This is a genomic window from Gordonia sp. 852002-10350_SCH5691597 (genome assembly GCF_001665715.1).
GTDB lineage: Bacteria > Actinomycetota > Actinomycetes > Mycobacteriales > Mycobacteriaceae > Gordonia > Gordonia sputi.
In genome coordinates, this window is record NZ_LZMO01000065.1 from 14,888 (window position 1) to 28,604 (window position 13,717).

Genomic DNA, 13,717 nt, shown 5'->3' on the forward strand with positions numbered 1-13,717 from the left:
CGTGGGTTCCGAGTTGTCGACGCTCGACGCCGCCGATTCGGCGGCGGGTGTGAATCCGCTGTATCGGGTGGCCGTCGCTGCCGCCGAGGGTGTCGACGTCGAGCCTCTGCTGGAGGCGTGCCGGGCGGTCGCGGCGTCGAAAGAGGGTCCGACCATCGACGTCGTCGTGTTCGATCCGGACCGCGACCACGCGCGCACGCACGCTGCGGTGCTGGTCATCGACCCGGCATCGGCGGTCGTCGACGACGAGGACGTCGCCGCGCTGCGGGAGCTGGCCTCGGTGGTGGGGCACGTTGCGCTGGTCTGCGACCGCATCGAGTCGTTCTGGGATTGGCCGCGGATCGTGCGCGGATATCGGTCAGAACTCGATCCCGCCGGAGCGTTACCGGTCTTCGCGGTGTCGGCGGCCGCGGCGCTCGCGGGTGCCGTCGACGAGTCGGGGATCGGCGATCTGCTCGACTGGTTCGCGACACCGAACAGCGAACCCACTGCGCGCGCCCCACAACCGAAGAGTCCGCAAGCACCGACCCCTGTGGATTCCGACGACCGCGTCGACCCCGACGCCCTGGCGATCCGTCGCGCACGATTGCTGGCGCTCAGAGACAGGGGGCGGGCCGACCGGCTGGCGTCGCTTCGCGCGGGAATCGTCCGCGTGCGTGCACAGAGCAGCGCCGACATCGCGGCGCGGATCCGTGCGCTCGTCGCGCGCGCCGAACACCGCCGCACCTCGACGACCGACTCCGACCTCGATGCCGACGCCGCCTGGCTCGACCGCGAGATTGGACGTCTCGTCACCGACCTGGACGCCATCACCCACACCCGACTCGACGCCGTCGCATCGTCGACGCTCGTCGGACTCGACGTCGACGATCCGCCCGCGCACCGCGACGACGAGCCGATCGGCGCCCGCCGCGATCTGCCGTCGGGCCGGCGAACCGGCGAGGACGCGATGGTGTTGTTGATCGGCGCGTCGACGGGTATCGGTATCGGCAGGCTCGCGGTCGCGCCGCTGGCATCGGTGCACACGCTGCAATGGATCAGCATGCCCGCGGCGCTCCTCCTCGGCCTCGCGGTGGCGGTGTGGGTGATCCGGATGCGACGCGCGGCAACCATGCGCGCGCAGGTGCGTACCTGGGTCAACGACGTGCTCGCCGACGTTCGCGCCCGGGTCGAGCGTCGAGTCGCCATGCAGCTCACCGAGGCGGAATCACGCATCGGCGGCCAGGTGCTGCGCGCATACGATCGCCAGGCTCGTCGAATCGCCGATGAGATCGCCGAGATCGATCAACGTCTCAAAGAGCTCCGCGCAGCAGGCGGGGCAGTCAGTGGGGGTAGGCAGTGAATATCGACTCGTTCGACGTCGGAGACGTATCCGGTGAGGAGCACCGGGACTGGGGCGACCCCACCGAGCCGGGCGCGCAGCCCGGTTCGCCCGCCGACAACCTGCTGATGCACGACGACGGCCGCATCTGGGATCTCGGCCCCGCCGACGTCGACACCGACGCCGACGGAGTCGCCGATTCGTTGACTCGCAGTGGTCCAGGAGGCCTGACGGTGTACACCGACAGTGACCACGACGGTCAGGTCGATCGCATCACACAGGTCGGCTCCGACGGCTCGTTTGCCTCCCAGACACTCGACCGCGAGACCGGCATCTGGGTTGCCACGGACTCCGGCCGACTCGAGTGAGTGGGTTCGCATAGAGCAGAAAGTCCTGGTGGTAGTGGGTTGCACGTCCTCGGAAATCCGACATGGGTCACCTTGCAACCCTCCTCTGACGTGTGCGAATGTGGCCTATACCGCATCTCGTAGCCCCAGGCCCTAGCGCACGCTCGGTCACAGTATCCTGGGGATAAGCAACCCACACGGGGCGGCCAATGCGGGTCGCCACCTCGGAGGAGGAAATATGACCGCCGCCACGATTCCGGGCCTGGAACCCGGCACCGCTCCGACAAAACACGAAGCGCTGTTGGCATGGGTGGCCGAGGTCGCCGAGCTCACTCAGCCCGACCGCGTGGTGTGGTCCGACGGCAGTGACGAGGAGTGGGATCGTCTCACCGCAGAACTCGTCGAGTCGGGCACGCTGCTCAAGCTGAACGAAGAGCACAAGCCCAATTCCTACCTGGCCAAGTCCGATCCCGCCGACGTCGCGCGCGTCGAGTCGCGCACCTTCATCTGCTCCGAGCGTGAAGAGGATGCGGGCCCCACGAACAACTGGGTCGCACCCGACGAGATGCGCGCCACCCTCACGCCCCTCTTCCGCGGCAGCATGCGCGGCCGCACGATGTACGTCATCCCGTTCTGCATGGGCCCGCTCGGCTCCGACGACCCGAAGCTCGGCGTCGAACTGACCGACTCCGCCTACGTCGTGCTGTCGATGAAGATCATGACGCGCGTGGGTCCCGAGGTGCTGCGCCTGCTCAGCGACGACGGCTTCTTCGTCAAGGGTCTGCACTCGGTCGGCGCTCCCCTGGAGCCCGATCAGGCAGATGTCGCATGGCCGTGCAACCCGAACAAGTACATCACCCACTTCCCCGAGACCCGCGAGATCCTGTCGTACGGATCGGGTTACGGCGGCAACGCGCTGCTGGGCAAGAAGTGCTACGCGCTGCGGATCGCATCGGTGATCGCGCGCGACGAGGGCTGGATGGCCGAGCACATGCTGATCCTCAAGCTGACCAGCCCGGAGAACAAGGTCTACTTCGTCGCCGCTGCGTTCCCGAGTGCGTGTGGCAAGACCAACCTGGCCATGATCCAGCCGACCATCCCGGGCTGGAAGGCCGAGACCGTCGGCGACGACATCGCCTGGATGCGCTTCGGCGACGACGGTCGTCTCTACGCGATCAACCCCGAGTTCGGCTTCTTCGGTGTGGCACCGGGCACCAGCATGGACTCCAACCCGAACGCGATGAAGACCATCGACGCCGGAAACACCCTGTACACCAACGTCGCCGAGACCGACGACGGTGACATCTGGTGGGAGGGAATCGGCGGCGAGAAGCCTGCGCACCTGACCGATTGGCTGGGACGTAGCTGGACGCCGGACTCGGATGAGCCTGCCGCACACCCGAATTCGCGCTACTGCACACCGATCTCGCAGTGCCCCTCGCTGGCCGAGGAGTGGGACGACCCGCAGGGTGTGCCGATCTCGGCGATCCTGTTCGGCGGTCGCCGCAAGACCACGGTCCCCCTGGTGACCGAGGCCCGCGACTGGCAGAACGGCGTCTTCATGGGTGCCACTGTCGGCTCCGAACAGACCGCCGCCGCCGAGGGCAAGGTGGGCACCGTCCGCCGCGACCCGATGGCCATGCTGCCGTTCATGGGCTATCACGTCGGCGACTACTTCCAGCACTGGATCAACCTGGGCAAGAACGCGGATGCGTCGAAGCTCCCGAAGGTCTTCTACGTCAACTGGTTCCGTCGTGGCGACGACGGCCGCTTCCTATGGCCGGGATTCGGTGAGAACAGCCGCGTCCTGAAGTGGATCATCGGCCGCATCGAGGGCGAGAACGAAGGCGTGCAGACTCCTGTCGGCATCGTCGCCAAGCCCGAGGAGATCGACGTCACCGGGCTCGACGTGCCCGCAGAGGATCTCGAGGCTGCCCTCGCAGTCGATCCCGACGAGTGGCGGCGCGAGCTGCCGCTGATCGAGGAACTGTTCGCGTTCGTCGGCGAGAAGCTCCCGACGAGCCTGCAGGACGAGCTCGACGCCCTCAAGCAGCGCTTGGGCTGATCTCACCTTCTGCCCCATCCGTAACTGAGGTATCGTTGCCCCCTATGAGTCTTCGCTCGTGGGGGGCAACGATTGTCTCTGCGCTTTTGGGTACGTCCGTTCTACTCGGTATCTCCGGTATGTCTGCCGGGACGGCGCAATCGGCGACGCCGTTCATCGCCCGATACACCGACACGGCCTACATCAACGGCGTCCCGACATTCGGAGCGATCTCGGGCATCGATCGGATCGGTGCCAACCGCTTCGCAATGATCTCGACCGACGTCGGTCGAGGCGGTCCCGCACGCTTCTTCACGAGCCAGTTCAGCTACACGTCGGGCGTCGCAGGCTTCACGTCGAATCCTGGAATCGACGGCGGAGGCGTACTGCTGGGTCCGGGCAACATCCCGCCGCTGCCGGGTTCGGCGCAGTACGAGGGAATCCGCTCCACCAGCGGCGGCTACGTCGTCGTCAGTGGTGGCGACCATCAGTTCGTGCGGCTGCAGAGCGCAGGACCGGTCGGCACGTACATTCGTGACCTCGGTCTGCCCGCGGCCTGGCGGCCGTCGACGAAGTCGGGGCTTGCAGGCCAGCGTGGACTCACCGGCGTGGCTGTGGGGCCGCGCGGACAGATCAGTGTGATCACCGCCGGCGGTCTGCGCCAGGATCCCGCGACGTCGGCGCGGTTGTTGACGTTCGGGAAGACCAACTCCGAGTTCGTGTATCGCACCGATCCGGGTAAGAGTGCGGCCGACGTCATCGCGGTCAACAACACCGACTTCCTCGTGCTCGAGCGCGGCAAGGGGCGCAACACGGCGATCTACTGGACCACCACGCGTGGCGCCGATCAGATCGGTGGACGAGCCAACCTCTCGGGTGCCGAGAAGGCGATGCCGAAGCAGTCGATCTTCAACACCGATGGCACGCCCCGACTCGCGACGGGCAACATGTCGGCGATGGCATGGGGTAACTGGCAGCCCGATCTGCCCTGGCAGAACTTCCGCACGCGCACACTGTTCGTCGTGACGAACAACGCCTTCGCCGGGCCGACCAGGGTGCACTCGTTCGAGGTCCAACTGCCCCGCTGACGCGTCGCAGGGGCAACCCTGACATTTCAGGGGCACTGGGGTGGTCGCAGTGGGGGAATCACCCGATGGCAATGCGATGAATCTATGGCACCGTTGAGCCATGACATCAGAGCAGGGCGCAAGCGCGAGCGCCGAGGACCTCGTCAAAACCTACGGATCAGGTGATACGGAGGTCCACGCACTGCGTGGCGTCACGTTGTCATTTCGGTCCGGCGAGTTCACCGCCATCATGGGGCCGTCCGGGTCGGGCAAGTCGACCCTGATGCATTGCCTCGCAGGACTCGACGTCGCGACCAGCGGTCGTGTCCACATCGGCGACACCGATCTGACTGGTCTGTCCGACAAGAAGATGACCATTCTGCGACGCGACCGGATCGGCTTCGTCTTCCAGTCGTTCAATCTCGTGCCGACCTTGACCGCCGCGGAGAACATCACGCTGCCATCGGACATCGCGGGGCGCAAGGTCGACCAGGACTGGTACGACACGGTGATCAGCCGACTCGGTATCGGTGACAGGCTAGACCACCTGCCCAGCGAGCTCTCCGGCGGACAGCAACAGCGCGTCGCGTGTGCGCGTGCACTCGTCGGCAGGCCTGCGATCATCTTCGGCGACGAACCGACCGGAAACCTCGACTCCCGATCGTCGGGCGAGGTGTTGTCGATCCTGCGAGCGGCCACCGACGAGTTCGGTCAGACCGTCGTCATCGTGACGCACGACCCGCGGGCGGCGTCCTACGCCGACCGCGTCGTCTTTCTCGCCGACGGCAAGATCGTTCGCGAACTTCCTCGACCTTCGGCAGACGACGTGTTCGAGATGATGAAGAACCTCGACGACCTTCCCGCAGACGATTCCGGCTCGGATGCCGGTGTGACTGCAGATACCACCGCTGGCGCAGAACTCGGCAAGCACGAATCCGGCTCTGTCGCACCCGAATCCGGCTCTGTCGCACCCGAATCCGGCTCTGTCGCACCCGAATCCGGCTCTGTCGCACCAAAATCCGGCGTCGGCCGACACGCTGCGGACGCCGGGTCCGGCGCGGATTCGACGCAGGCGGGCTGACACATGGCCTCCTCCTCGGTGATGCGGAAGGTATCGCTGCGCAATCTGGGTGCGCACAAACTGCGACTTGCGCTGACGGTCTTCTCGATCGTGTTGGGTACCGCGTTCGTCGCGGGGTCGATCGTGTTCACGTCGACCATCTCGCAGGCGTTCAATTCGATCTTCGACAACGCGGCGCCAGGTGTGTCCGTCGAGGTGACCCCGGAGGATTCGAACTCCGCCGGCGTGCCGAATTCGGTTGTCGAACAATTGACCTCACAGAAGAAAGAACTCGGCGTCGACAAGCTGTCGACCAACTACACGGGCCTGGTGACCATTGCCGATTCGCGCGGCAAGGCGCTGCAAACCGGTGGTGCGCCGAGCTTGGGTTCGGCGTACATTCCGCCGAACGAGTCGCTGTCTCCCGACGACGGAAAGCTGCTGCCGGGCGGACGTGCACCCACCGGCTACCAGGAAGTGGTGCTCAACCAATCGGCGGCGGAGAAGGGCGACCTCAAGGTCGGGTCGACCACGAAAGTGGTTGTCGGACAGGGTTCGAGTCAACCGATGGACGTCACGGTCGTCGGTATCAGCCAGCTCAAGGGCGACAGCGGCGGGTACGTGAACGTGCAGTTCGAACGTAGCGCGGCAAGCCAACTGCTCTCCGACGGTGAGCATGTCGCGACGGTCGACATGTCCGCGGTCAGCGGCGTCAGCGACACCGAACTGCGGGACCGGGTCAAGAACCTCCTCGCGTCGGATTCGTTCAAGGTTCGTACCGGAGATCAGGTGCGCCAGGACGAGAAGGACCGCGTCAACCAGTTCCTCACGATCTTCACCGGCATCCTGCTCGCCTTCGCCGCCATCGGGCTGGTGGTCGGCACATTCATCATCTACAACACGTTCTCGATGATTGTGGCGCAACGTAATCGGGAGCTCGCACTGCTCCGGGCGGTGGGTGCCACCGAGCGTCAGGTGTCGCGGTCGGTGCTGTTCGAGGCGTTCATCGTCGGTGTGATCGGTGGACTCGTCGGTCTCGGCGTCGGCATCGGGCTCGCGGCTGCGCTCAAGGCCATCACGTCGTCGACGTCGGGGCTGCCGCAGGCGTCGCTCAACGTGAGTGTGTGGGCAGTGCTCGCCGCACTGTTCGTCGGTGTGGTGGTGACGATGGTCAGCGCGTGGGTTCCCGCCGTGCGTGCCGCCCGGGTGCCACCCGTCGAGGCCATGCGAGCGAGCGACGCCGAGCGTGCATCGTCGTTGCGCAACCGCACGATCGCAGGAGTGGTGTTCGGTGTGATCGCCGTTGTCGCGATCGTGTGGGGTGCCATGGGGGAGGGCATGCTGCGAGCGATCATCGTCGGTGTCGGCGCGGGTGCCGCGATTCTGGCGGCCGTGCTCGCCGGTCCCGCCCTGCTGCAGCCGGTGGTCGGTGTGCTCGGACGAGTCATCGGCGCACCCTTCGGGTCGATCGGCTACCTGGCCCGGACCAACGCGATGCGCAATCCACGACGCAGCTCCGCGACGGCCTTCGCGCTGACGCTCGGGCTGATCCTCGTGGCCGTGATCGGCACGCTCGGAACATCATTCAAGGGCACCGTCGACACCGCGGTCGATACGGGAATCACCGCTGACTACATCGTGACCGGGACCAACAATCTGCCGATTTCGCCTGCGGTCGCCGAGGCCGTGAAAGGTGTCAAGGGCGTCGAGGATTCGGTCAGCCTCGGTGTGGTGCAGGCGAGGGTCGGCGACACCAAGTCCAGTGGTTACGCACCCCTCGGCGGCCAGATCAGTACCGTCGCCAACATCGATATGCTCGACGGCGCGTCGGACCAACTTCCGGACAACGGGATGTTCGTCAGTCAGCGAACGAGCAACGACAAGGGTTGGAAGCGTGGTGACACAGTCACTTTCACCTCGTCGCTTGGCGACAAGGTTCCCGCTCGGGTCGACGGGGTGTACGCCGACAACGAGTCGTTGCAGCCGTGGCTGGTCGGCAGCAAGGTCTACGAGTCATTGATGCCGGAGCCCGCGCGGATGAGCTTCGGAGTATTCGTCAAGGCGAAGCCCGGCGTCGACTCATCAACGCTCCGAACAGATCTCGAGAACGCGACCAGTTCGTTCCTTACCGTGCAGGTGCAAGATCGTGAACAGTTCAAGAGCAGTCTGTCGCAGCAGATCGACCAGATGCTCGGCGTCCTGTACGCGATGCTCGGGTTGGCGTTGGTCATCGCGATCCTCGGCATCGTCAACACGCTGGCGCTGTCGGTGGTGGAGCGGCGTCGCGAGATCGGGATGCTCCGCGCGGTCGGCATGGTGCGCGGTCAGGTTCGACGCAGCATCTACCTCGAGTCGGTGTTCATCGCCATCTACGGTGCGCTCGTCGGTGTGGTGATCGGCGTGGTCGTCGGATGGGCGCTGGTGCGCACGCTGGCGCGCTGGGGCCTGGGCGATCCGGTCCTGCCGTGGACGCTCATCGTCGTGACGCTCATCGGCGCGGGCGTCGTCGGAGTGCTCGCCGCGCTGTGGCCCGCCAACCGCGCCGCCCGCACCCGACCACTCGAGGCGATCGCCGAGGCGTGAGGGCCGAGTTGTAGCCGCTCTCTGGCACAGGCGGAGTGCTCTGGCCCGATGACCACTGGGCGACAAACGGCGATGCCACCGTTGGAGATGCGCACCGCGCTCTTGTCCACAGCGAGAGCTCTTGGACCAGTCGCACGTGTGGCGACGGCACGTTTGGCACAATCGGCGCCATGACGCGACCACCCGAGGACCCGAACGACCCGGCCGAGCACCCGCACACCCGGGCGTTCGACCCGAACGAGGACCCCTCGGCGGGCGGCGACCCGACGGCGCGCACCGAGGCCTACTCACAGCACGATCCCTACGCCAACCAGCCGTACGGGGACCAGCAGCACTACGGGTACGGGGGCCAGGGCTATGCCGACCAGGGTTATCCAGAGCAGGGTTATCCAGACCAGGGCTACGGGCAGCAGGGGTACGGCAACCAGGAGTACGGCAACCAGGAGTACGGCCAGCAGGCCTACGGGAACGAGCACCAGCCAGGGCAGGACCCCGACTCGTCGGGCGGGGGCAAGCGCACCGCGATCCTGGTGGTGGCGATCATCGCGGTCATCGCGCTGATCGCCGTCGTTGCCTACGCGATCATCCGCAGTTCGGGAGGCGACGGCGACACGGTCGCGACCACAGCGCCCGCGACCACCACGGTGACCACCACGCCCACCACGACGACGACCGAGGAAACCACCACCGAGGAGACCACCACCACGACGACGCCCGCGCAGGCGGCAGGGGCCGTGACCTACCAGATCACCGGCAACGGCGACGTCGTCGCACTGCGGTTCCGCAAGGGCAACGACTACGAGATCGTCGCGGCGACCGGTACTCCCTGGTCGCGGCAGGCCACCATCACCGGCGACAATGCCGAACTCACCGCCGTTGTCGTGCGCGGTCCGGTGACCTGCAACATCCTTCGCGGTGAGGAACTGCTCGCCTCGGCGACCAGCAACGGCGGCACACTGCGCTGCGCAGCAGGTCTCTGAACCCAGGCACGCATCGGCATCAGATCAGCGCGGCTCGAGCACCAGCACCAGGTTCGTGGCGGCCACCTCGCGCACCAGCGGCACGCGCAGCACCCACCACGCCCAGCTCGGCAGGTAGCGCGGGAAGGCGGCGACGAGCCGTGCGCGGCCGCGTCGGGAGCGAGCCCACCGCAGACCGTCGTCGGCGGTCACGGCAAATAGCGATGTGCCGAACAGGTTCTTCGGCGGATGCCCGTGGCGTCGCGTGTACCAGCGCGCGGCTCGGGCGCCGCCGAAGTAGTGCCGCAGACCCATCTCGTGTCCACCGAACGGACCCCACCACAGCGTGTAACTGATGATCACGATGCCGCCGGGACGTGTCACCCGCAGCATCTCATCGGCCATCTCCCATGGCGCAGGCGTGTGTTCGACGACGTTCGACGAGATGCAGATGTCGACGGACCCGTCGGCGAACGGTATCTGCTGACCCGACGCTCGCACCGATCCCCGATGTTCGAGACCGCCTGCATGCATTTCGGACGGGTCGGGCTCCACCGACAGATACGACGCCCCGCGCAGGCGAAACGCGTCGGCGAAGTAGCCGGGACCGCCGCCGACATCGAGCACCACAGCACCGTCGAGCTCGGCGAAGGCGCCCACGAGGTCGGCGGTGTCGTCGGCGAGGGAGCGGTAGAAGCGGGCGGGATCGGACTGCTCGTAGCGGAAGTCGTTGAGCAGCCCCGCCGCGCGTCGGAGCGTGGCGAGTCGAGCCATCGCGGCGTCGGCACGTGTCGTGGTCGTGCCCGTCGTCGAGGAGGCTGTGGTCGTTCTCGGTCGCGGCACGTCGGAGATGCTACCGGGGTGGTTGCGTAGCATTGTCGGCGATGAATACCCCGTCCGACGTCGTGCTGCTGTGCTGGCGCGATACCCGCCACCCCCAGGGTGGGGGCAGCGAAACCTACCTCGAGCGGGTCGGTGCGGAACTCTCTCGACGCGGAATGCGGGTCACCTACCTGACCTCGTCGTACCCGGGTGCGTTGCGCACCGAGGATCGCGACGGCATGCGCTTCGTGCGGGCAGGGGGTCGGATCACCGTGTACCCGGCCATCCTGACCATGCTCGTCGCCGGTCGGCTGGGCTTGGGCCCGCTCGCGGGAGTCTCGCCCGTCGCCACGGTAGACACGCAGAACGGCATCCCGTTCTTCGCGACACTGGTCTCGTCGTCGCCGACCATCGTGCTCGTGCATCACTGTCACCGTGAGCAGTGGCCGGTGGCCGGCCGACTGCTCGGCAGGCTGGGGTGGTTCCTCGAGTCGCGGGTGTCGCCGCGGGTCCACCGTCGCAACCGGTACGTGACCGTGTCGGCGCCGTCGGCGCGTGAGCTCGTCGAACTCGGCGTCGACGACGATCGGATCACCGTGGTGCACAACGGGATCGATCCGACGCCTGACTCGGCGGTTCCGCGGGCCGGCGATCACGACGTCGCTCGGCTGTGCGTGCTCTCCCGCCTCGTCCCGCACAAGCAGGTCGAGGACGCGCTGCGGGTTCTTGCCGACCTGCACCGCGCGGGCGAGCGTGAGGTGCACCTCGACGTCATCGGCGACGGTTGGTGGTCGTCCCGATTACATTCGGCAGCAAGAGAACTCGGCGTCGAGCGGCTGGTCACCTTTCACGGTCACGTGTCGAACGATCGCAAGTATCAGATCCTCGCCGAGGCCGACGTGCACCTGATGCCGTCGCGCAAGGAGGGCTGGGGGCTCGCGGTCATCGAAGCCGCACAGATGGGTGTGCCGACCATCGGCTACCGCCACGCCACCGGTCTCGCCGAATCGATCGACGACGCCGAGACGGGACTTCTCGTCGATGGTGTCGACGAGATGCTCTCCGCGACACGAAAACTCCTCGACAATCCGGCCGAACGCAACCGCCTCGGTGCGGCCGCACGCACACGGGCGCAACGCTATTCGTGGTCTGCGACCGCCGACGGGTTCATGTCGGTCTTCGATCAGTCCTCGCGCGGCTGAGCTTTATTGCTGACCCGAATGGGGAGGCCCCGAGCCCGACGGCGCCGCAGCGGCCACAGCGCAGCCACGCCGCCGCAGATGATCAGTGCGGCCCAGACAAGGTGTGCCGCGTAGGCCGACGCCCGCGCCGCACTGGAGGCTCCGCCGACGTCGGCCGCGTCGTCGATGCGGAACAGGACGAGGTCGTGGCCGCGGAAGACGACGTCCGCATGGCTGGCGAGCGTGGCCGGAACGTCGGGTTGAGCTGTGCCCGAGAGGTTTTCGACGAGCACCCAACCGACGCCGAGCCGAGCGAGAGTTGTCGGATCGCCACCGGACCGCAGTGCTTCGGTCACCTGCTGTGCACGCGGCGTCGCCTCGTCGACGGTCGCGCCGTCGACGACGAGCTTGCCCGATTCGACGACGGGCGCGCGCAGCATGCGTGCGGCCGGGTCGAGCGATGGCGAGTCGGTGAAGGGGTACTGCCGCACAGTGCCGGGCGGCCACAGTGCGACGTCGCCCGCGTCGGACGGCACGAGTTGCGCAACGCGGGCCCAATCGTCGGGATACTGCACCGTCGAGAGTCGCCCGCCGACTCCCCACGCGAGGTCGGGGAGCGGCGCCACCACGAGAAGAATCACTGCCGCGAGCGCGAAACCCGAAGGGACGAGGTCACGTAGCCGCCACACCGCCGCGGCGCTCGCCACCGCGACGATCGGCATCACCAGCGCCACGAACTTCGACGAATCGCGCAGCAGGCCACCGCCCGGGATCGTGCTGACGACCTCGGCGAGTGCACTGCTGCCCGGTCCGAAGGACGTGATCGCCAGAACGAGAACCACCACCACCGCGAGCACGGCCAGCGCTCGCACGAGCGGAGCGTCGACAAGCAGTTCGCGTCTGCGCCACAACGTGATCAAGCCGACCCCGACGACTGCGATCAGGCAGACCGTCGCGACCGCTGCCCACCAGAACGTGCGGCTCGCGGGCACGGCGTCGGCGTTCCACATACCGCCGAGGCCAAGCACCGTGCCGAGCGGTCCGAGGGCAGGCTCCGAACGTAACCCGAAGGCGCGCACGCCCGCCGAGCCGTCCGTCGAGGTCGACGCAGAGGTCAGCAGCGCGGCCACGAGCCACGGCAACGCCGACAACACCCACGCCACCAGCACACCGGCCACCCGCCGCGCGTGCTGCGACCCGCCGCCCCCAAGCACACAGGTAACCGCGACGACGAGGCCGAAAAGTGAACCGCTCGGCGTGAATCCGGCGACTGCGAGGAGTGACGCCAACACCAACCAGTGACGCAACGAGGCAGTGAAACCGTAGTGCGCAGCAGCCAGCGCGATCCACCCCAGTGCGCCGTACCCGACGAGAAGCCCCCAGTGGCCCTGGAGAAGTCGTTCTGCGACAAAGGGATTCCACAGCGAGACGATCGTCGCAGCGACGGCCCCGGTCCGGCCCGCACCGGGTACGAGATGCGCTGCGAGTCTGCCGTATCCGACACCGCCTGCGGTCAGTGCCGCGAACAGGATTGCCGTGACGAGGAATCCACCGTCGATGACCGAACTGCCCAGTGCCACAGCCCAATCCTGTGGAACAGCACGCGGTGGTAGGTCGCCGATCCCCAACGTCGTGTCGGTGACATACGACCGAGGCGTCGACACCGCGTCGCGGTAGAGCAGATATCCCGGGCGCAGCAGCGGACCGAGGATGAGCGCGGTCAACGCCGCGCTGATCACCCAGAGCGTCGGCAGCAACCGGGACATGGCGTGCCGTGTGTTCTGAGTCCGGTGTTCTGAGTCCGGTGAACTCAGTAGTGGTAGGTGTCCGACGGCGCGGAGGCGTGGCCGGGATCGACCTCGTACTCCGTGCCGGTCACCCCGTACGCGCGGGCGAGGTCGAGGATCTTGGTCGCGCGGGCGATGCGGGGCAGGTCGGAGCCATTGCGGATCTCGCCTCCCTCGGCCTCGAACTCCGCGAAGAACTCTTTCGCCCAAGTGATCTCGTCGATCGACGGCGTGAGGCCCTCGTTGACCGGCGCGCACTGATCGGGTGTCAGACAGATCTTGCCGGTCATACCGAATTCGACGCTGACGGCGGTTGCCTCACTGAGCTTGAGTGCACTCGAGCCCACCGTCGGGCCGTCGATGGCGCTCGGTAGGTGGGCCGCCTTCGCGGCGATGGTGAAGCGCGAGCGCGCGTACGCCAGGGTCATCGGGTTGTCGCCGAAGCCGGTGTCGCGGCGGAAGTCGCCGATACCGAACGCCAGTCGGAAGGTGCCCTTCGCCGACGCGATCTCGCTGATGCGCTCGAGTCCGCGTGCCGTCTCGACC

The 13,717-nt window shown here is 67.0% G+C and carries 11 protein-coding genes; 8 read left to right on the forward strand and 3 right to left on the reverse strand.

Features of this window, described 5'->3' with window-relative positions:
* Nucleotide 1 precedes the first annotated feature (1 nt).
* From A5777_RS04620 to A5777_RS04650, 7 genes are all read left to right on the forward strand, one after another.
* Nucleotides 2-1,342 carry a hypothetical protein gene (locus A5777_RS04620; RefSeq protein ID WP_064861776.1) on the forward strand — a complete coding sequence of 447 codons (1,341 nt, stop codon included), beginning with the start codon at nt 2-4 and terminating at the stop codon, nt 1,340-1,342.
* On the forward strand, nt 1,339-1,689 hold the full coding sequence (locus tag A5777_RS04625) for a DUF6802 family protein (protein WP_064861777.1): 351 nt from the start codon (nt 1,339-1,341) through the stop codon (nt 1,687-1,689). Before A5777_RS04620 ends, A5777_RS04625 begins: the two co-directional genes overlap by 4 nt.
* Nucleotides 1,690-1,906: 217 nt before the next feature.
* Entirely contained in the window at nt 1,907-3,733 is a 1,827-nt protein-coding gene (locus A5777_RS04630) for a phosphoenolpyruvate carboxykinase (GTP) (RefSeq protein ID WP_064861778.1), read from the forward strand.
* 44 nt (nt 3,734-3,777) lie between these two features.
* Nucleotides 3,778-4,800: an esterase-like activity of phytase family protein gene (locus A5777_RS04635; RefSeq protein ID WP_064861779.1), complete on the forward strand. Its 1,023-nt coding sequence runs from the start codon at nt 3,778-3,780 to the stop codon at nt 4,798-4,800.
* Nucleotides 4,801-4,900: 100 nt separating this feature from the next.
* The gene (locus tag A5777_RS04640; protein WP_064861780.1) at nt 4,901-5,860 is read left to right on the forward strand and encodes an ABC transporter ATP-binding protein; all 960 of its coding nucleotides are present in this window, start codon (nt 4,901-4,903) and stop codon (nt 5,858-5,860) included.
* A 3-nt stretch (nt 5,861-5,863) separates the two neighbouring features.
* Entirely contained in the window at nt 5,864-8,422 is a 2,559-nt protein-coding gene (locus A5777_RS04645; RefSeq protein ID WP_064861781.1) for an ABC transporter permease, read from the forward strand.
* Between the two features lie 170 nt (nt 8,423-8,592).
* The gene (locus tag A5777_RS04650) at nt 8,593-9,402 is read left to right on the forward strand and encodes a hypothetical protein (RefSeq protein ID WP_064861782.1); all 810 of its coding nucleotides are present in this window, start codon (nt 8,593-8,595) and stop codon (nt 9,400-9,402) included.
* Nucleotides 9,403-9,426: 24 nt separating this feature from the next.
* Here the strand turns inward: A5777_RS04650 and A5777_RS04655 are convergent, their stop codons facing one another.
* A complete protein-coding gene (locus tag A5777_RS04655; RefSeq protein WP_064861786.1) occupies nt 9,427-10,155 on the reverse strand; it encodes a class I SAM-dependent methyltransferase in 729 nt (242 codons plus the stop codon).
* A 110-nt stretch (nt 10,156-10,265) separates the two neighbouring features.
* Here A5777_RS04655 and A5777_RS04660 point away from each other — a divergent pair, with 110 nt between their 5' ends.
* Nucleotides 10,266-11,405 carry a glycosyltransferase family 4 protein gene (locus A5777_RS04660; protein WP_064861783.1) on the forward strand — a complete coding sequence of 380 codons (1,140 nt, stop codon included), beginning with the start codon at nt 10,266-10,268 and terminating at the stop codon, nt 11,403-11,405.
* Here the strand turns inward: A5777_RS04660 and A5777_RS04665 are convergent.
* The gene (locus tag A5777_RS04665; protein ID WP_064861784.1) at nt 11,387-13,150 is read right to left on the reverse strand and encodes a hypothetical protein; all 1,764 of its coding nucleotides are present in this window, start codon (nt 13,148-13,150) and stop codon (nt 11,387-11,389) included. The two genes, A5777_RS04660 and A5777_RS04665, sit on opposite strands and share 19 nt — an antisense overlap.
* A 44-nt stretch (nt 13,151-13,194) precedes the next feature.
* On the reverse strand, nt 13,195-13,717 hold a 523-nt coding region (locus A5777_RS04670), incomplete at its 5' end, for an HpcH/HpaI aldolase/citrate lyase family protein (RefSeq protein WP_231894939.1).

Excerpts from the sequence above, each read along its gene's own strand:
- A5777_RS04640 (WP_064861780.1), top strand. The coding sequence starts at position 4,901 with ATGACATCAGAGCAGGGCGCAAGCGCGAGCGCCGAGGACCTCGTCAAA.
- A5777_RS04650 (WP_064861782.1), top strand. The coding sequence starts at position 8,593 with ATGACGCGACCACCCGAGGACCCGAACGACCCGGCCGAGCACCCGCAC.
- A5777_RS04645 (WP_064861781.1), top strand. The coding sequence starts at position 5,864 with ATGGCCTCCTCCTCGGTGATGCGGAAGGTATCGCTGCGCAATCTGGGT.
- A5777_RS04665 (WP_064861784.1), bottom strand. The coding sequence starts at position 13,150 with ATGTCCCGGTTGCTGCCGACGCTCTGGGTGATCAGCGCGGCGTTGACC.
- A5777_RS04635 (WP_064861779.1), top strand. The coding sequence starts at position 3,778 with ATGAGTCTTCGCTCGTGGGGGGCAACGATTGTCTCTGCGCTTTTGGGT.
- A5777_RS04660 (WP_064861783.1), top strand. The coding sequence starts at position 10,266 with ATGAATACCCCGTCCGACGTCGTGCTGCTGTGCTGGCGCGATACCCGC.
- A5777_RS04630 (WP_064861778.1), top strand. The coding sequence starts at position 1,907 with ATGACCGCCGCCACGATTCCGGGCCTGGAACCCGGCACCGCTCCGACA.
- A5777_RS04655 (WP_064861786.1), bottom strand. The coding sequence starts at position 10,155 with ATGGCTCGACTCGCCACGCTCCGACGCGCGGCGGGGCTGCTCAACGAC.